The organism is Streptococcus pseudopneumoniae ATCC BAA-960 = CCUG 49455 (genome assembly GCF_002087075.1).
Taxonomy (GTDB): domain Bacteria; phylum Bacillota; class Bacilli; order Lactobacillales; family Streptococcaceae; genus Streptococcus; species Streptococcus pseudopneumoniae.
Genome location: NZ_MWSM01000026.1, coordinates 1 through 22,587 on the forward strand (window position 1 = coordinate 1; position 22,587 = coordinate 22,587).

The window sequence follows — 22,587 nt, forward strand, 5'->3', positions numbered from 1 at the left end:
CGACAGAAACCGTAGAGAAATCTAAGGTAGAGGTAACGCCAGTAGCAGACCCAGCGCATTTAACAGAAGCCGAAAAAGCCAAAGTTAAAGAAGCCGTTTCGAAAGCTAACCCAACAGCCACCAACGTAGTTGTAAAAGACAATGGAGACGTAACTGTCACATTACCAGATGGAACAACTAAAGAAATTCCATCGACAGAAACCGTAGAGAAAAAATCTGGTAATAATAGTACTGATACTAGCAACAGTGGCAACACCAACAATGGAGCTACTACCAACCCTGCTGGCAGCAATAGCAACAGTGTGACACCAGATAACAGAGGCAATACTCCAGCCCCTGGTGTGACAATTGACAATAGTAGCAATACGACCCTTACTACTCCATCGTCTACTGTTGGACAGGCACAAGCAAGCACTTCGACTCAAGAAACGCCAGTTTCTACAAGCACTCCAAACAATTCAGGAACTACAGTGACTCCTAACGAGACTCGTCCTGTTGACAAGTCTGAGCTTGCTCGATTGGTTGAAGGATTGGAAAGTCGTTTGAAAGATTTGGATGATATAGATAGTACAATGCTTGAGTCAGCTAAAGCTCTTCTTACAGAGATTAAACAAGCTCTTAATGACGAAAGTTTGACAGAGTCCGATTTGCGTGATATTGTTAGAAGAGTGAGAGAGGTAATAGACTCCTTAAAAGGTGTGAAAGAAGACCAGCAAAATCAAGAAAAAGATCAGATGAAAGACGATAGTCAGACAACTACTGAATTTTCATATGTAGTAATGATTGGCAGTCTACTTGCCCTTCTTGGGCTCCTTCTCTTCCTCATCGCGCGTCGTAAGAAAGAGTCAGAACTCAAGAAATTGGTCAAGGAACTAAGCAAGCTTGAAGCAGAATTGGATTCTACAAATGTGGATACGAAAGTTCTCGACCAAGCACGAGAAGCTCTCGCTCAAGCAGTTGCTTTCCTAGCCAATGAGAAAGAGTCTGACCACACAGAAGACGAGTTGATTGAGAAACTCAAAGCGATTCTTGCTCAGCTAAGATAAGCGACATGTTGAAATATCGCAGGCGACCATAGAAGTTACTACATTGCTGGATAATGACGATAGGAAAAGTTAGTCGCAAACCTGTAGTGGGAATATACCAGCTTCTAGTGGGGAAGTGGTTCTGGGAACAGGACACCGTCTTTTAAATGGGAATGCTTCCTCCTCTAGTACAAGTAGAAGTCTTTGATGGTAGAGTAAGATAAAGAAGAAACACGAAACAAGTAAGATAGTTCATGAAATGGAACTGAAAATTGCTGGTGTGGACTCTTGAAGGAAGTAATGGATAGAAAGAAGTTGAAAAGCGTCTTTCTATCCATCTTTCTTTAGGAGTTGATGTAAGCGCTCTCTATCACTTGGTTTTGTCAGATGATTGTGCTCTCCATAACCAACCATACGTATATCATATATAGTAGATTGAAATAAGATATGAACAAAGAGATTGAGAAAGTCAAATTAATTTCTAGAAATATTTTAGAATCCGTAGCCTACTATTCTAGGCTCAATATACTACACTTAAAAAATATTTCTATTGATTAATAGGGATTATTGTGGTATAATCTAGGTAGATTAGAAGTCATCAAAGGTACAGCAATGTATAACTAGGTGACCTTTTTTCATATAGTGGAGACTGTTAGAATGAATGTTGCCATATTTGAATTAACAAATTTCAAGGAATATATTCCTTGAAATATTGATATAGTTGATAAAATACGATTAGTTTATAATCCTGTGTTAGCACCTACTACGTTAAAAATGGCGATTGAACCTGCACTGACAGAAGAAGAATTGTATCAACATATGAAAGATAAATCTCATTGGGATTTTTCATATAATGTTGATGATGAATTTTATAAAAAGGATTGCGTAGATTTATGGTAAATTGGTTAATCGTCAGTATATTTTAGCTAAGTAAGCCTACTTATTTGATAGTTACCTTAGAAATTTCCTTCAAGAAATATTGGAGAGAATTGAAGTCTTTTTGAAAAAGAGTACCGCTGATGCTCTGACGCTTGGATACCAAAAAACTATTTATATTTTTGAAGACGATGATTTATATTTTTCTGAACAATCTAAATACTGCAAGGATAACCCTAAACGTCAGGATACTGTCTTGAAAACAAAGTATCATTTATCGCGGTTTATTTTTGAAAAACAAGATGATTCCATAGTAAAGAATCAGATTAGACAATATGGTGTTGTGTTGCCTTGGACTGTTTTTCGTTTAATGACATTTGGAAATATATCATCATTTCTTGTCGCCTTACAACCAGGTTATCGAAATAAGGTTGCTGCTTATATTAGTTTGCTCTTGTATAAGGATGATAAAATTCCAGCTAAAATCTTATTGTCCTGGTGTAATGCACTTCGATATCTTAGAAATATATGCTCATATAATGGCAGATTATATGAACGCTTACACCATACCTTACCTGCTCTTCATCATTCTGATAAGGAGTTATTGGAGACAAACTCAGAGAATGATGATAAGACATTATTTATTTATTTTATAGCAATGAGACATCTTATTTTGTCCATGTCCCTAGAAACCCAGAATTTTTGGAATAAAAAATACAAAATTTACTAGAAGAAGGAAGTAGAGAACAAGTTGATTTGAGACACTACGGTCTTCCAGAGGACTGGGTGAACTTATTGACAATTAAGAATAGGATAATCTCTTAGATAGATAATTATTGGAAAGAATAAGATAGTATGGAGGTCTAGTATAAAACAAAATAAAGGGCACAAAACTTTTTTATTCTGTGTTGTGCCTTGAGTGAAACAAAAGGAATAAATTATAACAATGAAAAAAGTTGCCATTATTGGAGCAGGAATTGTGGGGACAACAGCTGCCTACTACCTCTCGAAAGAAAGTGACCTAGAGGTAGCCGTCTTTGACCATGGACAAGGTCAGGCTACCAAGGCTGCAGCAGGAATTATCAGTCCTTGGTTTTCCAAACGCCGCAATAAAGCTTGGTACAAAATGGCGCGCTTAGGGGCTGATTTTTATGTGGATTTATTAGCTGATTTAGAGAAATCAGGGCAAGAAATCGACTTTTACCATCGTTCGGGAGTCTTTCTCCTGAAAAAGGATGAATCCAAGTTGGAAGAACTCTATGAATTAGCCCTCCAGCGCAGAGAAGAATCTCCCTTGATAGGGCAATTAGCCATTCTGGACCAAGCATCATCTAATGAATTATTCCCTGGTTTGCAGGGATTTGACCGTCTGCTCTATGCTTCTGGTGGAGCGAGAGTAGATGGCCAACTTTTAGTGACTCGTTTGCTGGAATCCAGTCATGTCAAGCTGGTCAAAGAAAAAGTGACTCTGACACCGTTAGCATCAGGCTACCAGATTGGTGAAGAGGAGTTTGAGCAGGTTATTTTGGCGACGGGAGCTTGGTTGGGGGATATGTTAGAACCCTTGGGTTATGCTGTGGATGTCCGTCCTCAGAAAGGACAGCTCCGAGATTATCAGCTGGCCCAAGACATGGAATTTTACCCTGTTGTCATGCCAGAAGGGGAATGGGATTTGATTCCTTTTGCAGGTGGTAAATTGTCCCTAGGTGCTACCCATGAAAATGATATGGGATTTGATTTGACGGTAGATGAAATCTTGCTCCAGCAAATGGAGGAGGCAGCCTTACCTCACTATCCAGTTTTAGCTAGAGCGACTTCAAGGGCTGAGCGTGTGGGAATCCGTGCCTATACTAGTGATTTCTCTCCTTTCTTTGGGCAAGTGCCAGAATTGGCAGGTGTCTACGCTGCTAGTGGACTAGGTTCATCAGGCCTCACAACTGGTCCTATTATTGGTTACCACCTAGCTCAATTGGTCAAAGGCAAGGAGTTGACTTTGAACCCTGAAAACTACCCAATTGAAAACTATGTCAAACCGGTAAAAAGCGAATAATACTCAATGAAAATCAAAAAACAAACTAGGAAACTAGCAGCGGGCTGCTCAAAACACTGTTTTGAGGTTGTGGATGGAACTGACGAAGTCAGTAACCATACCCATGGCAAGGCGAAGCTGACGTTGTTTGAAGAGATTTTCGAAGAGTATAAGCATTTTACTGAAATTTTATCTTACCCTCTAGGATGGCAAATGACATTCCCTATCAAAAATGGTAAAATAAGAAAAAATAATCCGAGAATCGAGGAATTAAGATGCAAGAAAAGATTTTGCTAACGGGTGGAGCAGGTTTTATCGGAACCCACACTGTTATTGAGTTAATCCAAGCAGGTCATCAGGTTGTTGTGGTGGATAACCTTGTCAACAGCAATCGCAAAAGTTTAGAAGTTGTTGAGAGAATTACAGGAGTTGAAGTACCTTTCTATGAGGCAGATATCCGTGATATAGATACTCTTCGTGACATTTTCAAACAAGAAGAACCAACAGGGGTCATTCACTTTGCTGGCTTGAAGGCTGTTGGAGAATCTACTCGTATTCCTCTTGCCTACTATGACAACAATATCGCAGGAACTCTTAGCCTTTTGAAAGCTATGGAAGAAGCCAACTGTAAGAACATCATTTTCAGTTCTTCTGCGACAGTTTACGGGGATCCTCATACAGTGCCAATCCTGGAAGATTTCCCACTTTCAGTGACCAATCCATACGGTCGTACCAAGCTCATGCTAGAGGAAGTTTTGATAGATATCTACAAGGCAGACTCAGAATGGAATGTGGTCTTGCTTCGTTATTTCAACCCAATCGGAGCCCATGAAAGTGGAGACCTAGGAGAAAATCCAAACGGTATTCCAAACAACCTCTTGCCATATGTGACTCAAGTAGCTGTTGGGAAATTAGAGCAAGTGCAAGTGTTTGGAGACGATTACGGTACCGAAGATGGAACTGGTGTTCGTGACTATATCCACGTTGTCGATTTGGCTAAAGGTCACGTCGCAGCTCTGAAAAAAATCCAAAAAGGTTCAGGCCTAAACGTTTATAACCTTGGAACAGGTAAAGGCTACTCAGTTCTTGAAATTATCCAAAATATGGAAAAAGCAGTGGGACGCCCAATTCCTTACCGCATCGTAGACCGTCGCCCAGGGGATATCGCAGCCTGCTATTCAGATCCTGCAAAAGCCAAAGCAGAACTAGGCTGGGAAGCAGAACTCGGCATCACCCAAATGTGTGAAGATACATGGCGTTGGCAAAGCAAGCATCCAAATGGATTTGAAGACTAAGATGGTGATGTCAATCATTGTCCCCTGCTTAAACGAAGAGGAAGTACTTCCTCTTTTTTATCAGGCTCTGGAAGATTTGATTCCAGATTTGGAAACAGAAATCGAGTATGTCTTTGTCGAGGATGGATCGAACGATGGAACCTTGGAACTTTTAAAGGCCTATCGGGAGCAAAATCCGGCAGTGCATTATCTTTCTTTCTCTCGAAATTTTGGCAAAGAAGCAGCCCTTTATGCAGGCTTGCAATATGCGACAGGAGATTTGGTGGTGGTGATGGATGCAGACCTCCAAGATCCTCCTAGTATGTTGCTTGAGATGAAAAACTTACTAGACCAGAATGCAGATTTGGACTGTGTTGGAACACGGAGAACTAGTCGGGAGGGAGAACCCTTCTTTCGCAGTTTTTGTGCTAATCTCTTTTACCGCCTTATGCAAAAAATTAGTCCAGTAGCCCTGCCATCAGGTGTCCGTGATTTTCGCATGATGAGACGGTCTGTAGTCGATGCCATTTTAAGCTTGACCGAGTCCAATCGTTTTTCAAAGGGGCTCTTCGCCTGGGTGGGTTTCAAAACCTACTATTTGGACTATCCAAATGTCGAAAGGCAGGCTGGCAAGACCAGTTGGAGTTTGAGGCAACTTTTTTTCTACTCCATTGAAGGGATTGTTAATTTTTCAGATTTTCCCCTGATTATCGCCTTTGTGGCGGGACTCCTATCTTGTTTTATTTCTTTTGTGATGACTGTTTTTGTGGTGTTTCGGACCCTTATCTTGGGCAATCCGACATCTGGTTGGACCTCTCTGATGGCTGTTATTCTCTTTCTTGGAGGCATTCAACTCTTGACTATTGGGATTCTCGGTAAATATATCAGTAAGATTTATTTGGAGACTAAAAAAAGACCACTTTATCTTATCAAAGAAAAAAGTTATCATAGATCATGAAAAAGTAGGAATTATCTGGCGCAGTCACTTTTTTGTAATTATAATTCTTTTGGTCTGGAACTTGAGTGATTTTTAAAAAAATTAGGGATTTGACATGATATAAATGAACTATGTGGAATAAATTTACTGCAAAGACGATAACTTAATAAATAAAACATTCAGGAGGGTTATTTTATGCTAAGTAAAGAGGATTATACTGAAGAAATCGGGCTAATAAAGAAACAAAATTATGTAGAGGTTGAACTGTATCCTTTAGTTGCTGATATAATTAAGCCAACTTTAAAAGATAGTTTATCAAAAAGATATGTCTTCGGAAGACAAAGAAGGGGTTTGGGACAAATTTATTATGGTCTAAGTAATTTTCCTGATATAGTTATTTTAGATAAGACTTATGAAAACAAATCTAGGAAAAGTATAAAAATTGAAGAATGGAAGGAACTTCGAGGATGCGTGGAAGTTAAGAATTTAAATTATAGTTTAATTACAGAGGAAAAAATCAAATCAACCATATCGAACAGTTTTGAACATATAACTGGAGAGATGGGACAACTTATTGGAGACCTTTTATGGTATAAAAAAGTAATTTATACAAATGGAATTGAATGGAGATTTCTAAGTTTAGATGACAAGGAAGAGATAGATAATACAATTGTTGAAGTAGTTAACAAAAGAATAGAAACAGAAGAAGCGGGAAATTCTTTTGATTGGTGGAAGAATATTAAAGATTTATCGTTCAATTATACGGATATATGCCTATCTAAAGATTGTAGACGAGAGTGGAATGAATTTGTAAAAAGGGTAAAGGAAATAGAATGGTAGAAGTCTATTCTCATTGAGGAATTTAGATTATAAGTTGCAGTAAGATTTATCTGGAGACTAAAAAAAGACCACTTTATCTCGTTAAAGAAAAAAGTGATCTTCCTGATTTTACAGAAAAAAATAAAGTGAAAAGACTATAATTTTACATGGAAATATGCTAAACTAGAAAGAGTGAAACGTTCTTGTCAATTTACTATGAGAGATTAGTGTTGATCTTTAATCAAGGCACGTGTCGGACAGTTTCTAACAGCCTCTAAGACATCCTGACTAGGAGAAATTTCTTTTTCCAGTTGGTCAGGATTATCGTAAAAACGCACGATTCCATTATCGTGGTAATCAAATAAGTCAGAATAAGTTTGGCAAAGCCCACAGGCGATGCATCGTTCAGGTATAAGTGTGATTTTCATGTTCATATTTATATTGTAATAAGAAAAGTAAAAAAAAACAAGGAGTAAGGTATGGCAAAAGAACCGTGGCAAGAAGATATTTATGATCAAGAAGAAGCAAGAGCAGAGCGTCGGCATCGAAACCACGGAGGGGCTGATAGGATGGCTAATCGTATTTTGACGATCCTAGCTAGTATTTTCTTTGTAATTGTGGTGGTGATGGTCATCGTTCTCATCTATCTATCATCGGGGGGGAGTAATCGCACAGCAGCCTTAAAAGACTTTCATGATTCTGATGCAAGTGTAGTACAAATCTCATCTTCAAGCAGTTCTCAGCCTGAGCAGAGTTCAGAGCCAGAATCTACTTCTAGTAGTTCAGAAGAAGCTGCTAATCCTGAAGGAACGATTAAAGTTCTCGCAGGAGAAGGGGAAGCAGCTATTGCCGCTCGTGCAGGAATCTCCATTGCTCAGTTAGAGGCCTTGAATCCTGGGCACATGGCTACAGGATCTTGGTTTGCTAATCCAGGTGATGTTATAAAAATAAAATAGGAGCCGATATGAAAACAATTCAAATTGCTATTGATGGTCCTGCTTCCAGCGGTAAGAGTACGGTCGCAAAGATTATTGCTAAGGATTTTGGATTCACCTACCTTGATACAGGAGCTATGTATCGTGCAGCGACCTATATGGCTCTTAAGAACCAATTAGGAGTTGAAGAAGTCGAAGCCCTTCTAACCTTGTTGGACCAGCATCCAATCAGCTTTGGACGTTCAGAAACTGGAGACCAGCTTGTTTTTGTAGGAGATGTGGATATTACCCATCCTATCCGTGAAAATGAAGTGACCAATCATGTTTCTGCTATTGCAGCAATTCCTCAAGTGCGTGAGAAACTAGTTTCTCTCCAACAAGAAATTGCCCAGCAAGGTGGGATTGTCATGGATGGTCGCGATATTGGAACTGTTGTATTGCCACAAGCAGAATTGAAAATTTTCCTAGTAGCTTCTGTTGATGAGAGAGCAGGGCGCCGTTACAAGGAAAATATTGCCAAGGGAATTGAAACAGACCTTGAAACCCTAAAAAAGGAAATTGCTGCGCGTGACTACAAGGATAGTCATCGGGAGACTTCTCCTCTTAAACAAGCAGAGGACGCTGTCTATCTTGATACAACTGGCTTGAACATTCAAGAAGTAGTTGAAAAAATCAAATCAGAAGCTGAAAAAAGAATGTAAATGTAGAAAAGCCGATAGATGGATATCGGTTTTTTTCTAAATTTGTCAAAATGCTGATTTTAGGGTATAATAGTTGCTGTTCGAGAAATTTTGATTTTCAAAGAATAGTGAATGATGATAAGGAGAAACTATGAACAATTTACCAAATTGTCCAAAATGTAACTCAGAGTATGTCTACGAAGACGGTGCCCTACTGGTTTGCCCAGAGTGTGCTCATGAGTGGAATCCTGCTGAAGTTGCAGAAGCAGAAGAAGGTCTTGTCGCTATCGATGCCAACGGAAATAAATTGGCTGATGGTGATACAGTAACTCTCATCAAGGACTTGAAAGTAAAAGGTGCGCCAAAAGATTTGAAACAAGGGACGCGCGTGAAAAATATCCGCATCGTAGAAGGCGACCACAATATCGACTGTAAGATTGATGGTTTTGGTGCCATGAAACTCAAATCAGAGTTTGTGAGGAAGATTTAAGCATGTCAAAACACTATAAACTTGTATTTTATAGCCGTATCTTCTTGTTTCTAGCGGCTTTTACGGGAGTTTATCTTGAAATTACTAAGCATGGTGGTTTTGGGATGCTTCTCTATTACACGGTTCTGTCCAACCTCTTGGTAACTATTTTTACCCTTTATCTTCTAAAGGTTATGAGCCGTGTAGGTGAAAATTGGCAAAGGCCAAGTCTCTTGCGCTTAAAAGGTGGGGTCACCATGAGTATCATGATTACCTGTGTGATTTACCATTTCCTCTTGGCGCCCATTGCGACTAATTTCTATACCCTAGAAAATTTCCTTTGCCACTATATCGTTCCCATCTGGTTTTTAGCGGATACCCTCTTTTTTGACAAACAGGGTCAATATAAGATTTGGGATCCAGCAGTGTGGACCATTTTACCCTTGCTGTATATGATGTTTGCTCTTTTTAATGGCTTGGTTCTAAAACTCAATATTCCAAATGCCAAGGATAATCCTTTCCCTTACTTCTTTTTAAATGTGAACAAGGGTTGGGATGTCGTATTCAAGTGGTGTCTGATTATCTTTGTTGCCTATATGGTAGCAGGATTTATCTTCTACTTTATTAAGCAAATCAAGAGAAAGTCATTCTAATACTCTTCGAAAATCTCTTCAAACTACGTCAGTTTCCATCTGCAACCTCAACACACTGTTTTGAGCAGCCTGCGGCTAGCTTCCTAGTTTGCTCTTTGATTTTCATTGAGTATAAGACACAAGGGATTCATTTTCGAGTTTGAGAAGGAGTCTGTGTACCAATGAGGCTTCTTCTTTTCTTGCTTTTTTGATAACTATCAAAAAAGTAGAAGATTAAGAGAAATATAGAAAGAGATTTCATGAAACAATTTTTAGAACGGGCCAGCATTTTGGCTCTCTCCCTCGTTTTGATTGCCTCCTTTTCCATTTCGAGTGCCCTACCAGCCATGTTTGACTATTATCAGGGTTATTCTAAGGAACAAATTGAGCTCTTGGTGAGCTTGCCTTCCTTTGGAATCATGATGATGTTACTGCTAAATGGTTTCTTAGAAAAAATATTTCCTGAGCGCTTACAGATTAGTTTGGGCTTGCTGATTTTATCATTGAGCGGTACAGCTCCCTTCTGGTACCAAGCCTATCCCTTTGTCTTTGGGACACGGCTTCTTTTTGGTTTAGGTGTTGGGATGATCAATGCCAAGGCCATTTCTATTATCAGTGAACGCTATCAAGGAAAAAGGCGAATTCAGATGTTAGGGCTACGCGCTTCTGCAGAGGTCGTTGGAGCTTCTCTCATTACCTTGGCCGTCGGTCAGTTGTTGGCCTTTGGTTGGACAGCTATCTTTCTAGCCTATAGTGCTGGATTTTTGGTGCTGCCCCTTTATCTGCTCTTTGTCCCTTATGGAAAATCAAAGAAAGAAGTCAAGAAAAGAGCGAAGGAAGCAAGTCGTTTAACTCGAGAAATGAAAGGCTTGATTTTTACCCTAGCTATCGAAGCGGCAGCTGTAGTTTGTACCAATACAGCTATTACCATCCGTATTCCAAGTTTGATGGTGGAAAGAGGATTGGGGGATGCCCAGTTATCTAGTTTTGTTCTTAGTCTCATGCAGTTAATCGGGATTGTGGCTGGAGTGAGTTTTTCTTTCTTGATTTCTATCTTTAAAGAGAAACTGCTCCTCTGGTCTGGTATTACATTTGGCTTGGGGCAAATCGTGATTGCCTTGTCTCCATCCTTGTGGGTGGTAGTAGCAGGAAGTGTTCTGGCTGGATTTGCCTATAGTGTAGTCTTGACGACGGTCTTTCAACTTGTCTCTGAACGAATTCCAGCTAAACTCCTCAATCAAGCAACTTCATTTGCAGTTTTAGGCTGTAGTTTCGGAGCTTTTACGACCCCATTCATTCTAGGTGCAATAGGGTTACTAACGCACAATGGGATGCTGGTCTTTGCCATCTTAGGAGGTTGGTTGATTGTAACCTCTATCTTTGTCATGTACCTATTTCAAAAGAGAGCTTAGGATTGATTCCTAAGTTTTTCTTTTGATACTCAATGAAAATCAAAGAGCAAACTATAGTTGATTGAGTTTGGAATAGTACGCTGTAGCTGCTAAAACATTTCTAGAAATTAATTTGACTTTCCTAATAGAGTTATTCATATCTTATTTCAATCTACTATAGAAAGCTAGCCGCAGGTTGCTCAAAATAGTGTTTTGAGGTTGCAGATGGAAACTGACGTGGTTTGAAGAGATTTTCGAAGAGTATGAGATTTTTATACCCATACAATATTTGTTTTAGGTCCTTGTTTACAGACTAATTTCTTGATAAAATAGAGGTTATGACGAGATATAAAGCAACTATTTCCTATGATGGTTATGCCTTTGCTGGCTTTCAGCGCCAGCCTCATGCGCGTAGCGTTCAGGAAGAAATTGAAAAAACCTTGACCAGGTTAAATAAAGGGCAAGCTATTACTGTTCACGGTGCTGGTAGGACAGATAGTGGGGTTCATGCTCTGGGACAGGTGCTTCATTTTGACCTGCCTTATCAGATGGATGAGGAGAAACTCCGTTTTGCCTTGGATACCCAGTCTCCTGAAGATATTGATGTGATTTCGATTGAGCTTGTGGCAGATGATTTTCATTGCCGTTATGCCAAGCATAGCAAGACCTATGAGTTTATCGTGGATAGAGGACGTCCCAAAAATCCCATGCGCCGTCACTATGCCACCCACTTCCCTTACCCACTTGATGTGGAGAGGATGCAGGAGGCCGTCAAAAAGCTAGAAGGAACCCATGATTTCACTGGCTTTACAGCCTCTGGGACTAGTGTAGAGGATAAGGTTCGCACTATTACAGAAGCCAGTCTTAGGGTTGATGAGACAGGCCAGTTTTTGACTTTTACCTTTTCAGGAAATGGTTTCTTGTATAAACAGATTCGCAATATGGTGGGGACACTGCTCAAAATCGGCAACAAGCGTATGCCAGTAGAGCAGATTGACCTCATCTTGGAGAAAAAGGACAGGCAGCTTGCAGGTCCCACTGCAGCACCAAATGGTTTATATTTAAAGGAGATTCGTTATGAAGAATAATCGTATTTTAGCACTTTCTGGGAATGATATTTTTAGTGGTGGTGGTTTGTCAGCTGATTTGGCTACCTATACCTTGAACGGCTTGCATGGCTTTGTAGCAGTGACTTGTTTGACAGCCTTGACGGAAAAGGGCTTTGAAGTCTTTCCAACTGACGATACCATTTTTCAACATGAATTAGATAGCTTGCGTGATGTAGAATTTGCAGGGATTAAGATTGGTCTTCTACCAACTGTCAGTGTGGCTGAGAAGGCTTTGGACTTTATCAAGCAACGTCCAGGAGTGCCTGTGGTTTTGGATCCTGTCTTGGTCTGTAAGGAAACGCATGATGTAGCTGTCAGTGAACTCTGCCAAGAGTTGATTCGCTTTTTCCCTCATGTCAGTGTGATTACGCCTAATCTTCCTGAAGCAGAATTACTAGCTGGTCAGGAAATTAAAACCTTGGAAGACATGAAAACTGCAGCTCAGAAATTGCATGACTTAGGAGCGCCAGCAGTCATTATCAAGGGAGGCAATCGCCTTAGTCAGGACAAGGCTGTAGATGTCTTTTATGACGGACAAAACTTTACAGTCCTAGAAAATCCTGTCATCCAAGGGCAAAATGCTGGCGCAGGTTGTACCTTTGCCTCTAGCATTGCCAGTCGCTTGGTTAAAGGTGATGAACTTTTACCAGCAGTAGAAAGCTCTAAGACTTTCGTTTACCGTGCCATTGCACAAGCAGATCAGTATGGAGTAAGACAATATGAAGCAAACCAAAACAACTAAAATCGCCCTTGTATCCCTATTAACCGCCCTCTCTGTGGTTCTAGGTTATTTCTTAAAAATCCCAACACCGACAGGCATCCTAACTCTTTTAGATGCGGGTGTCTTCTTTACGGCCTTCTACTTTGGTAGTCGTGAAGGGGCTGTAGTCGGAGGACTGGCAGGTTTCTTGATTGACCTCTTATCAGGCTATCCTCAATGGATGTTCTTTAGCTTGGTCAATCATGGATTGCAGGGATTTTTCGCAGGATTTAAAGGAAAAACTCAGTGGTTAGGCCTTATCTTAGCAACGATTGCCATGGTAGGGGGTTACGCCTTGGGTTCTACATTGATGAATGGCTGGGCAGCAGCCCTACCAGAAATTCTACCAAATTTCATGCAAAATATGGTAGGGATGATTGTAGGATTTATTCTTAGTCAAAGTATCAAGAAGATTAAGTAAAGCGGCTGTGGAGAAAGTCCTAAAAATCAGAAAAAACGCATAGTATCAGGTATTGAAAACCTTGATACTATGCGTTTTATTGTGGGAAGATTTTTCTCATTTTTAGTGAAATTGAACTTTTTCTAACATCTTTTTATAGATTACTTCTTGATCAATTATCATTTCCATTGTTGTTTCTTGGGGTTTCATCCCTTGTCTTTGATAAAAGCGGAGAGCACCCTCGTTATCATTCCAGACACTTAGGGTTAGATTATGGCAGCCAATTTCTTTAGCATAATTGAGAGCGAATTGATAGAGTTGATTACCAATTTTTTGACCACGAGCATTTTGATCTACACATAAATCTTTGATAAAAAGGGTTTTGATTTCTTGGAGAACAGGATTATCTGTTTTATCTTTTATGGTACAAAATAGGTGTCCGAGAACTTGTCCCTTCTCATCTTCAAAAACAAAAATAGGGGTATGTTCTTGAGAGAGAATATTTTGCAACTCAGAGGAACTATATTTAGTCCCAGTTTGCTTAAAAATATCTGGTCGAGCTTGGTGGTGAAGCGTAAGGATTTGTTGTAATAAATCGAGTAATTTAGGAATATCTTCTTGTTTAGCTTTTCGAATAGTCATGAAGGTTCTTTTTATTGGCTTAGTCTATAAGAAAAGCTTTAGGAGCAATCATTTTTCTTTATGAAGAGTTCTTAAAATAATTAACTGTGTTGACATAATCCAAAGAATGAGAATACTCATGTCCAATAGAGAAACATTTCCGTAGTCGTAAAGGCTGGCTCGCAGAAGATTTGAGGAAGGGACGAAAGGGAGGGCACGGTAAAGATGGTTTACCCACTCAGGTAGTCGATCTGCAGGATACATGAGTGGTGAGAACATGAGTCCAATCATAAGAATTAGCTGCGACATAAGGGTTACTGTATTTGGAGAAAAGGTGTAGGCTATAGCAAATCCCAGACTAATCATAGTAAGACAAATCAGAAGCACAATAAAAACACCAAGAAAAGATGGATGGAGACGAACAGAAAAACGGACATACCCAAGTAGAATAGAAATAAAAACTCCCGGCAAAATGGCAATTAACCACATCCACAAGTCAGCGAGAGAAATGAATATCCTAGGGATGGGTAAGGCACGAATATAATCAAAATGCCCTTCCAACTTATCATTTGCTATAACAGGGGAGGAAATTGTACAACCCATGGAGATAATTCCAATTAAAACAGAACCAGACGAAAGATAGTAGGCAGTAGTCGAATCGATATCGCCAATAACTAGAGGGTAGCCAAAAAGAAGAGAAATGGATAAGAGGAGCTGTGCTAGTGTAAAAAGGATGAAAAGCTCTTTTTGGCGCAAGTAGTTCCAATGAAGTAAGTAAAAAAATTGAGTCATATTAGTTGGTTAGCTCCTCTCTATAAAGGTCAGAAATAGTCAATGTTTTTTGATGAAGAGAGAGATTGGAAATTGTTTTTTGACCAAGTTCTTCTGTCAGTTGTGCTATCAATGGAGCTAGACTTCTTTCCTCAATCTCTAATTGACAACTAACACCATTGATAATTGTATAATCTTCTATTTTGTCTAATATACTTTTAGTCTTAAAATCAAAGCTTATCTGATACAGTTTGTCATGGATGATTTGCTTAACCTTTCCTGATTTGAGCAATCTACCATTATTAAAGAGGGCGTAATTATCTGCATATTTTTCAACCTCCAGAAGATTATGAGTAACGATAATAATGGTATGCCCCTTGCTAGCTAACTTTTGCAATAATTGCCATTGCTTTTCACGACGAATGGGGTCAACATCATTTGTTGGTTCGTCAAGAAGAATGATGTCTGAGCTACCGATTAGTGTCATAGCGAAGGAAGTTAGTCTTTTGAGACCGCCCGAAAGATCCTTACCTTTTTTGTAACGATAGTCTTCAATTTCTAAATCAGTGAGAAGCTGGCTGATTGTTTTTTCTAGTTCTTGGGAACTCAATCCTCGCATTTTTCCAAGTATTTCTAAATTTTGTTCTACGGTTAATTTGTCGAGTGGGGCATATTGTTGAGACATATAACTAATTAAGGTGCGTGCTTGTTTACGATTGTATATAAAAGAAATATCACCATACAAAATATCTCCTTGGTCAGGTTTAGTAAAACCAATCATTTGATTCAATAGAGTAGATTTTCCAGCTCCATTGTGTCCCAAAAAAGCCGTGATTTTTGCTGGTGATATTTCTAAGGAAATATGATTATTGGCTAAGTGCTGACCATCAAAAGATTTAGTCAAATTATCAATTACGAGTTTTGCAGTTGTCATAACTTTAATTCTCCGTACTTAGAAAAAATTTCCCAATCGTCTTCTTTACCTGTGCCGCATGTTGGACATTCATCAAGATAGCGTCCCCAAGAATCGTGTGTGAATGAGGCTCCGTTTTCATAATTGATTTCGTATTGATGGTTAAGGCTAATTGGTTCCGTATATTGAGTTAATAATCGGATAGTTTCATCAACAATGGCAGAAGTCAGTTGAAATATTGCTGGACCATAGGCTATTGTAGGGATTGTTTTTGTAATCGTACGAACACCGTGGAATTGTTCAAGGAATAGAGTGTCAATTTTTGTATAATAAATATTTAAACAATCAAAACAGCCTGTTTGGTAAGGGATAACTGAATAGACACGACCACGACTAACTTGACTGGCGCCAAATATACAGGGAATATTTTTTGTAACGATTGCTTTATTTACGATACGTTGAATATCATATTGAGGTTCATCAATCACACATATCGTAATATCAACATCATCAAGTAAAGGAATCAAGTCACTTACAGAGGTGATACGTATATTATGGGTTTCTACTTCAATATCGGAATTCATTTTTGTAACTTCTCTATGGGCAATTTGAACTTTAGATAAGCCAATATCATCTTCCTTGTATAGAAATTGTCTTCCTAGATTACTTTGCTCAACAATGTCAAAATCCACTATTTTTATCTTTTTAGGTCCCAAGCCTGCTAGTAATGTCAGTATGTTAGAACCCCCACCACCAAGACCTAGTAAAAGGATAGTAGACTGATGAATTTTTTTCTGTGTTGCAATACTATCTTGGAAGCTATTTAAATAGCGACTGAAATAATATATATTTGAATGATAACGTTCTTTAATATCCTGAATTTCGCCCGCTTCTTCGAGAACCCCCTCATTATCTAAGAGTTCAAGAGCGCCTGTGATGTCTTCTTCAGTTAAATCATCATATTTTGTTAGTATGATATTGAGAATATCTTGAAAAGGACGTCCGTCCAAAATATTGACTAAATTCCACATTTTATTATTATCATCCTTAATTTCTGTGGTTATACCAATTTGTAGCCCAATCCTAAATAAATTTTTATGAAGTTTATAAACAGGATATATTTCTTTTATTCTTGGATGATAGAATTTCATTTTAACCTCACTATTTTATTAAAAAAGGAAGACGAGGTGATTATAAATCATATATCCTCGTCTTGCAACTCCCAGTTCCTATTACAAATGGAAATAAGTAGAAAGAAAATGGTGAACCTATCTACTCAATTCCAACAGTAGGAATAAATAGAAAAGAACTCCTCTAAAAACTCAATTTTAAAATGCTAATTTTTCAACCTTTTCTGGTTACTAAACATAGAAAACCGGTAGTTTTTAGAGGTGCCCAAAATTTAGAAAACACCCCAGCTAATATCAGTTTTAGCAATAACTTTACGCACTTGAATATTTTTCATTTTTGTAACTCCTTTCATATTTGATAAGAATATTGTATAATAAATTAACGATTTTTTTATCAGCATGTCATAATTGACGTATTTGACGTTATAATTGGCAAAATCATGCTTGTAGTGAGGAATTTGATGTTAAAAATTGCGATTTGTGATGATTCTAATAGGGATGGTAGTCAGCTAGAAAACTTACTCTTATCTTATAAGGACATCAAAATAGAAACGAGTGTTTATACGAATCCCCAAAAACTATTAGAACAATTGACAGAGAAGTACAGTTGTGTTTTTTTGGATATCGAGATGCCACAGATAACAGGAATTGATATGGCACAAAAAATCCGTAAGGTAAACCCTTTTATCCCGATTATCTTTGTTACCAGTTATCGAGATTATATGGAGCAGGTTTTTGAAGTGCAGACTTTTGATTATTTACTTAAACCAGTGACTTCTAAAAAATTATATAAAACTCTGGATAGAGTGGTACGTTTTTTGAATTTAGGGCAAGCTGTATTTACGTTTACTTTTGGAAAGCAGCATTATTCACTGCCTTTAAATGACATTGTATTTTTTGAAAAGGATAAGCGTGCTGTCTTTATTTACACTAAAGATCAGACTTACAAAGCTTTGCTTAAAACGAAAGATATTTTAGAGAAATTACCTGATTACTTTATTCAAATTCATTCTTCCTATATTATCAATCCTAGATATGTGACAGAGTTTGATTCGCAAATAGTCACAATTTTAAATGGAATGGATGAAAATCACCTTCCAATTAGCCGAAAATTTCAAACGTCTTTTAGAGAAAAGTATTATTATTATCTGAGTGAGAGGAATTTTTAATGTTAGTCAGTTTGCGGATTGTGAGTATTCTGTTTGATTTATTTTTGGGAATTATTTTCTTTTATAGACCTCTGTCCCAAAAAGAAAAGTCTAGGAGAATTTGTATCTTTACTTCTCTCCTTTTATTTTTCCATGCCTTGTTGACGATATTATTTTCAGGAGCTAATCTTTTCTTAGTAGGGAATCTTATTCTCAGTATCGCAGAGTATTATTTTTTAGGTCTTTATTTTGGATATGCTGTTCAAGAATCTTCGTTTTGGATTTTTTGTCAGATGAGTCTAACTTTACTAGCTGGTACTATACTCAATCAAGCAGTGCAACTATTTTCCCCTTTATCAGTCATTTCAGAAAATCTAATAGCCATGCTTTTTTATCTCGCTGTAGCTTTTCTTTTATCATTGCTAGTGACCCTGGTTCTTCGACAACTTTTTCGTGCACATCAAAAGTTAGTTTATACTGTTTCTAAAGGGACTTGGTTATACCAGTTTATTGTACCATTTTTGTCCATTTGTTTTGCTTTTACAGTATCAGCGATTCAAGGGCAAGTGTTTGAGAAGGATTATCTTTCTTTTGTTTCTGTATTAGCCCTCATTGTGTTAACGTTCTCTTCTCTCTATTTCACCCTATATCTTTCTCAGCAACAACAGAGGTATTATCAAAGCATACTAGAGACGGAACAGATGACCTTTCAACTGAGAGAAATGAAACAATCTAAAAAAGATTATAGGAGGATTCAAAGGATTCAACACGATTTGAAAAATCAACATTTAATCCTCCTTGCACTTTTAAAAGAAGATCCTGAACAAGCGAAGTCTTATCTCCAAAGCATGACAAATAGTATAGAGAACCAAACTGTCTGTTACTCCAAGAATACAACAATTAACTTTTTACTCAATCAAAAATTACAGGATAAGGTAGAGGACATACAATTGGAAATTGATTGTTTTGTACCTCAACGATTAGAAATCAATCCAGATATTTTAGCGGTTTTACTTGGTAATTTGTTGGACAATAGTCTTGAAGCCTGTATGCGCTTGAGTAATAAAGAAGATAGGGTCTTGATCTTAGGAATACGATATTTTCAGAAGAAACTCTTTATTGCTATCGAGAATTCATTTGATGAGAATGAATTGGTAATACGAAAGGAACGTCAGACAGAGGGATGGGGGCTTAAAAATATTGAGAGACTTGTAACCAATCATAGGGGAACAATGAAGAATTTCATTCAGAATGGACGTCATAAAACAGAAGTGATTCTTCTTGTCTAACTAGGGTTTGTTGCTATCTTAATCAAAATAAAGCAAGTCTTTGCTGGTACTTGTAAAGAGGTCAAAGCCATCCTTGGTAACAACACCGCAGTCTTCAATACGAACACCGACTTTACCAGGGATATAGATACCTGGTTCAACAGAGAAGCACATGCCTTCTTCGATGACCATGTCGTTTCCTTCCATGATAGATGGGAATTCATGGACATCCATACCGATACCATGCCCGAGACGGTGGTTGAAGTACTCACCATAACCAGCTTTTTCGATGACCTCACGGGCAGCGCGGTCCACTTCATGAGCAGTCACACCTGGCTTGATAAAGTCAAGAGCAGCTTGTTGGGCTTCAAGAGTCAAGTTGTAAATATCTTTCTTGAATTGGTCTGGTTTGCCGACAGCGACTGTACGCGTCATATCTGACGCATAGCCATTGACCAGAACACCCAGGTCAAAGAGGAGAAGAGCATCATTTTCAACCTTATTAGCTGCTGGAATGCCGTGTGGATTCGCAGCATTATCACCAGTCAAGACCATGGTATCAAAGCTCATTTCGTAACCTTCACGTTTCATGGCAAAGTCAATTTGTGCGATGATATCTGTCTCAGTCTTATCAAGAGAAATATTGTCAAAACCAACATGAACAGCCTTGTCAGCATAAAGACCTGCAACCATCATTTTTTGCACTTCATCAGCTGATTTGATGAGGCGCATGCGTTGGATACGAGGAGTGAGGTTGTCAAACTCAGCAGTCTCAAAAACTGTTTTCAAACCATGGTATTTGGTCAAGATGAGATTGTCAAACTCAACAGCGACACGTTTGAAGTCAAGTTGTGGAAGAGCATGTTTCATTTTTTGCCATGGATTTTCAGAATCGACATAGCCCACTACTGGGAAGGAAACGGTGCTACTTGCACGTTCTACTTCAAGAGCTGGGACAAAGAGGAGAGGTTCCTGATCCGCTAGGACAAAGAGGAACATTTGGCGTTCATGGGGATCACTGTAAAAACCAGTGAGGTAATTGATTGTGACGGGGTCAGATACGACAGCGACGTCTAGTTTTTCTGATTCAAGATATGTTACGATTTGTTGTAATTTAGACATATGCTACCTTCTTTCTACTCCTCTATTTTGGCAAAAAAAGAGAGAAAATGCAAGGGAGAAGGGTAAAAGAAAAGACAAAAAAACTCCGACAAGATAACGGAGTTCTTTGAGATAGTTTCACTTTGTTTAAGAAAAGTCAGCCTTGCTTTTGACATCACTGTATTCTTCAGCGATTTCTTGGCTGAGAATATCTTCATAGGCAGGGAGTTGGATGTCCTGACCATATTTCTTCTTGAGGGCTGTAGTGACTAGGCGATAAGCCAGATTGGCATTACGAGAGAGGATAGGCCCGTGGAAGTAGGAACCAAAGACATTCTTATAATGAACCCCTTCGCCGACCTTTTCTTCGTTGTTTCCATTTCCATAGACAACCTGTCCCAGTGGTTTTTGGTCATCAGAGAGGAAGGTACGTCCCTGGTGATTTTCAAATCCATAGTAGGTTTCATTGAAATCTTCATTGTGAATCTTGATGTCCCCGATAAAACGGTTATTGGTCTGGTTGAGAGTGTAGTGGCCCATGACCCCTAGTCCTTCGATGCGTTTGCCTGAAGCTTCAACATAATATTGACCCAATAGTTGAAAACCACCGCAGATAGCGAGAACCACACCGTCGTTTTTGATGTAGTTGTCAATGCTCTCTTTTTTAGCAGGTAGGTCGTCTGCAATGATACTTTGTTCAAAGTCTTGACCGCCTCCGAAAAAGGCGATGTTGTAGTGATTTTCATCAAAATCATCATGGAGAGAAACGATGTCAACGGTCACATGGGCTCCCAGTTTTTCAGCAACATACTTGAGCATGAGGATGTTTCCATTGTCCCCGTAGGTATTCATGAGATTTCCGTAGAGGTGGGCAATGTTGAGCTGATAGGGGTAATTGCCATCTTTTGAGGAAAGTGAAGTATAAACCATTAGTTCATCTCCTTTCTAACAATCTGACGACTAGCCAGCAGTTCACGAAATTCCAGCATGGCAGTATAAGTTGCCAGAATATAGGCATGCTTGCAGTCTTGATTCTCAATGGTCTTGAGAACTTGCTCCAGATTACTCGTTTCAGTGATTTTCTCAGCTGGATAGCCAGTCACTCGGAGGCGACGAGCGATTTCAGAATGACGAACACCGCCAGCGTTGATTTCAGGAATGTCCATGTCAGTGATTTGCTCAAAGTCTGCATCCCAGATCCAGCTAGTGTCAATTCCATCTGCATAGTTGGCATTAAGGAGGACAGATAGGCTAAATGGATAAGGTGCTAGTTTGATCATTTCGATAGCTTGGGTTGCACCGACTGGATTTTTAATCAAGACAAGGGTACATTCCTTGTCACCGATATGAAAGGTTTCTTGGCGTCCAAAGACAGCACGGCTCTTGTCAAATCCCTGTTTGATGAGTTGGGAATCTGCGCCGAGGAAACGGGCGATGGCCACAGCAGCTAGGGCGTTATAGATATTATAGAGCCCGCCGATTTGGATACCGTATTCTTGGCCATCTATGACAAAGCGAGAGCGATTGTTGGTCAACTCAACCAGTTTTGTCAAACGATAGTCGAGATCAGGACGTTTACATCCACAACCTTCACAGATATAGGCACCCAAGTTTGCATAGGTATTATGCTCATATTTGAGGATGCCTTGGCAGTCAGGACAGAGAATCCCTTCGGTATTGTAGTGAGCCAGTTGGGCTGGTCCTTTTTCCAAGTCAAAACCAAAATACTGTATAGGATTTGGGAAAGATGGTTTGTAGAAAAGTGGGCTGTCTCCGTTAAGGAGAACAGTAGCAGTTGGAACTTTCCGAATGGCATCCAATATCATGTTATAGGTAGTATAGATTTCACCGAAACGGTCCATCTGATCACGGAAGATATTAGTAATGACAAAAAGACTAGGCTGGATATAGTCACAGATACGAGATAGACTGGCTTCGTCAATTTCGAGGACGGCAATATTTTTCCCAGTTTTTGAAGATTTGGCTGTTAGGAAGGTTGTTGCAATTCCTGTAATCATGTTGGCACCGCTTGGGTTGGTTAGAACTTGACCATAAACCTCTTTTAAAATGCCGACAGTGAGGGCAGTTGTCAGGGTTTTTCCATTTGTTCCAGTGACCACGACAATCTCGTAGTTCTTAGCTAGGTTTTGTAAAATATCTTTATCAAATTGAAGGGCGACTTTCCCTGGGAGCGTACTTCCACGTCCAAGACGGCTTAAAACGAAGTGGGAAGAACACCCAGCAAGAAGGCCCAAAGTAGTTTTTAAGTTCATGTTTCTATTATATCATAAAAGAGGGA

At 39.0% G+C, this 22,587-nt stretch carries 26 protein-coding genes and 1 pseudogene; 19 read left to right on the forward strand and 8 right to left on the reverse strand.

What is annotated here, in order from left to right; all coding sequences use genetic code 11:
- The 9 genes and pseudogenes from B4W83_RS13405 to B4W83_RS06665 all read left to right on the forward strand — a co-directional run.
- Positions 1-1,046, forward strand: a 1,046-nt coding sequence (locus tag B4W83_RS13405) for a MiiA motif-containing surface protein (RefSeq protein ID WP_188108727.1), incomplete at its 5' end; no start/stop codon positions are given.
- A 729-nt stretch (positions 1,047-1,775) separates the two neighbouring features.
- Positions 1,776-1,925, forward strand: coding sequence for a hypothetical protein (locus tag B4W83_RS13410; RefSeq protein WP_155246446.1), 150 nt, complete (start codon positions 1,776-1,778; stop codon positions 1,923-1,925).
- A 79-nt stretch (positions 1,926-2,004) separates the two neighbouring features.
- On the forward strand, positions 2,005-2,631 hold the full coding sequence (locus tag B4W83_RS13415; protein ID WP_007284783.1) for an Abi family protein: 627 nt from the start codon (positions 2,005-2,007) through the stop codon (positions 2,629-2,631).
- A gap of 216 nt (positions 2,632-2,847) precedes the next feature.
- The gene (locus tag B4W83_RS06640; RefSeq protein WP_000754685.1) at positions 2,848-3,951 is read left to right on the forward strand and encodes an NAD(P)/FAD-dependent oxidoreductase; all 1,104 of its coding nucleotides are present in this window, start codon (positions 2,848-2,850) and stop codon (positions 3,949-3,951) included.
- Positions 3,952-3,957: 6 nt separating this feature from the next.
- Positions 3,958-4,227 carry a hypothetical protein gene (locus B4W83_RS06645; RefSeq protein WP_000694299.1) on the forward strand — a complete coding sequence of 90 codons (270 nt, stop codon included), beginning with the start codon at positions 3,958-3,960 and terminating at the stop codon, positions 4,225-4,227.
- Entirely contained in the window at positions 4,206-5,225 is a 1,020-nt protein-coding gene (galE, locus tag B4W83_RS06650) for a UDP-glucose 4-epimerase GalE (RefSeq protein WP_001156509.1), read from the forward strand. Before B4W83_RS06645 ends, galE begins: the two co-directional genes overlap by 22 nt.
- 1 nt (position 5,226) lies before the next feature.
- Positions 5,227-6,162: a glycosyltransferase family 2 protein gene (locus B4W83_RS13905; protein WP_025172079.1), complete on the forward strand. Its 936-nt coding sequence runs from the start codon at positions 5,227-5,229 to the stop codon at positions 6,160-6,162.
- 174 nt (positions 6,163-6,336) lie between these two features.
- On the forward strand, positions 6,337-6,981 hold the full coding sequence (locus B4W83_RS06660) for a hypothetical protein (RefSeq protein ID WP_000949237.1): 645 nt from the start codon (positions 6,337-6,339) through the stop codon (positions 6,979-6,981).
- 38 nt (positions 6,982-7,019) lie between these two features.
- Positions 7,020-7,121 (forward strand): annotated as a pseudogene (locus tag B4W83_RS06665) (group 2 glycosyl transferase); the annotation flags it as partial.
- Positions 7,122-7,184: 63 nt separating this feature from the next.
- Here the strand turns inward: B4W83_RS06665 and B4W83_RS06670 are convergent.
- A complete protein-coding gene (locus tag B4W83_RS06670; protein WP_161802646.1) occupies positions 7,185-7,388 on the reverse strand; it encodes a ferredoxin in 204 nt (67 codons plus the stop codon).
- Between the two features lie 51 nt (positions 7,389-7,439).
- On the opposite strand from B4W83_RS06670, the gene B4W83_RS06675 reads away from it, so the two are divergent.
- From B4W83_RS06675 to B4W83_RS06720, 8 genes are all read left to right on the forward strand, one after another.
- Positions 7,440-7,916, forward strand: coding sequence for an SAG1386/EF1546 family surface-associated protein (locus B4W83_RS06675; RefSeq protein WP_001040899.1), 477 nt, complete (start codon positions 7,440-7,442; stop codon positions 7,914-7,916).
- Positions 7,917-7,924: 8 nt separating this feature from the next.
- Complete coding sequence (cmk, locus tag B4W83_RS06680) at positions 7,925-8,596, forward strand: (d)CMP kinase (protein WP_000849384.1); 672 nt, start codon at positions 7,925-7,927, stop codon at positions 8,594-8,596.
- Positions 8,597-8,726: 130 nt separating this feature from the next.
- The gene (locus tag B4W83_RS06685; protein ID WP_001061585.1) at positions 8,727-9,065 is read left to right on the forward strand and encodes a zinc ribbon domain-containing protein YjdM; all 339 of its coding nucleotides are present in this window, start codon (positions 8,727-8,729) and stop codon (positions 9,063-9,065) included.
- Positions 9,066-9,067: 2 nt separating this feature from the next.
- Positions 9,068-9,697: a Pr6Pr family membrane protein gene (locus B4W83_RS06690; protein ID WP_000033949.1), complete on the forward strand. Its 630-nt coding sequence runs from the start codon at positions 9,068-9,070 to the stop codon at positions 9,695-9,697.
- Positions 9,698-9,936: 239 nt separating this feature from the next.
- Complete coding sequence (locus B4W83_RS06700; RefSeq protein ID WP_000808686.1) at positions 9,937-11,088, forward strand: MFS transporter; 1,152 nt, start codon at positions 9,937-9,939, stop codon at positions 11,086-11,088.
- A 317-nt stretch (positions 11,089-11,405) separates the two neighbouring features.
- Positions 11,406-12,155 (forward strand): tRNA pseudouridine(38-40) synthase TruA, encoded by a 750-nt coding sequence (gene truA / locus B4W83_RS06710; protein ID WP_000199191.1) that lies wholly within the window; start codon positions 11,406-11,408, stop codon positions 12,153-12,155.
- Positions 12,145-12,918: a bifunctional hydroxymethylpyrimidine kinase/phosphomethylpyrimidine kinase gene (locus B4W83_RS06715; protein ID WP_000794760.1), complete on the forward strand. Its 774-nt coding sequence runs from the start codon at positions 12,145-12,147 to the stop codon at positions 12,916-12,918. The genes truA and B4W83_RS06715 overlap by 11 nt, the downstream gene beginning before the upstream one ends.
- Positions 12,896-13,357: an ECF transporter S component gene (locus B4W83_RS06720; protein ID WP_000814989.1), complete on the forward strand. Its 462-nt coding sequence runs from the start codon at positions 12,896-12,898 to the stop codon at positions 13,355-13,357. The genes B4W83_RS06715 and B4W83_RS06720 overlap by 23 nt, the downstream gene beginning before the upstream one ends.
- Positions 13,358-13,459: 102 nt before the next feature.
- Here B4W83_RS06720 and B4W83_RS06725 read toward each other — a convergent pair whose 3' ends face one another.
- The 4 genes from B4W83_RS06725 to B4W83_RS06740 are packed head-to-tail and all read right to left on the reverse strand — an operon-like array spanning position 13,460 to position 16,792.
- On the reverse strand, positions 13,460-13,978 hold the full coding sequence (locus B4W83_RS06725; RefSeq protein ID WP_000155489.1) for a GNAT family N-acetyltransferase: 519 nt from the start codon (positions 13,976-13,978) through the stop codon (positions 13,460-13,462).
- A gap of 48 nt (positions 13,979-14,026) precedes the next feature.
- A complete protein-coding gene (locus tag B4W83_RS06730) occupies positions 14,027-14,749 on the reverse strand; it encodes an ABC transporter permease (RefSeq protein ID WP_000191422.1) in 723 nt (240 codons plus the stop codon).
- Between the two features lies 1 nt (position 14,750).
- Entirely contained in the window at positions 14,751-15,662 is a 912-nt protein-coding gene (locus tag B4W83_RS06735) for an ABC transporter ATP-binding protein (RefSeq protein ID WP_000205301.1), read from the reverse strand.
- The gene (locus B4W83_RS06740; RefSeq protein ID WP_000675233.1) at positions 15,659-16,792 is read right to left on the reverse strand and encodes a ThiF family adenylyltransferase; all 1,134 of its coding nucleotides are present in this window, start codon (positions 16,790-16,792) and stop codon (positions 15,659-15,661) included. Before B4W83_RS06740 ends, B4W83_RS06735 begins: the two co-directional genes overlap by 4 nt.
- Before the next feature lie 440 nt (positions 16,793-17,232).
- On the opposite strand from B4W83_RS06740, the gene B4W83_RS06745 reads away from it, so the two are divergent.
- Together B4W83_RS06745 and B4W83_RS06750 are read left to right on the forward strand one after the other, a co-directional pair.
- Positions 17,233-17,940 carry a LytR/AlgR family response regulator transcription factor gene (locus B4W83_RS06745; RefSeq protein ID WP_000912214.1) on the forward strand — a complete coding sequence of 236 codons (708 nt, stop codon included), beginning with the start codon at positions 17,233-17,235 and terminating at the stop codon, positions 17,938-17,940.
- Positions 17,940-19,208, forward strand: a complete 1,269-nt coding sequence (locus tag B4W83_RS06750; protein WP_000961370.1) for a GHKL domain-containing protein — start codon at positions 17,940-17,942, stop codon at positions 19,206-19,208. The genes B4W83_RS06745 and B4W83_RS06750 overlap by 1 nt, the downstream gene beginning before the upstream one ends.
- An 18-nt stretch (positions 19,209-19,226) precedes the next feature.
- On the opposite strand, the gene B4W83_RS06755 is transcribed toward B4W83_RS06750, so the two are convergent.
- The 3 genes from B4W83_RS06755 to murT form a co-directional block, all read right to left on the reverse strand.
- Positions 19,227-20,309, reverse strand: coding sequence for a M24 family metallopeptidase (locus tag B4W83_RS06755; protein ID WP_000040926.1), 1,083 nt, complete (start codon positions 20,307-20,309; stop codon positions 19,227-19,229).
- Between the two features lie 126 nt (positions 20,310-20,435).
- Positions 20,436-21,218, reverse strand: a complete 783-nt coding sequence (gene gatD, locus B4W83_RS06760; protein WP_000263200.1) for a lipid II isoglutaminyl synthase subunit GatD — start codon at positions 21,216-21,218, stop codon at positions 20,436-20,438.
- Positions 21,218-22,561 carry a lipid II isoglutaminyl synthase subunit MurT gene (murT, locus tag B4W83_RS06765; protein ID WP_001050225.1) on the reverse strand — a complete coding sequence of 448 codons (1,344 nt, stop codon included), beginning with the start codon at positions 22,559-22,561 and terminating at the stop codon, positions 21,218-21,220. Before murT ends, gatD begins: the two co-directional genes overlap by 1 nt.
- Positions 22,562-22,587: the final 26 nt, after the last annotated feature.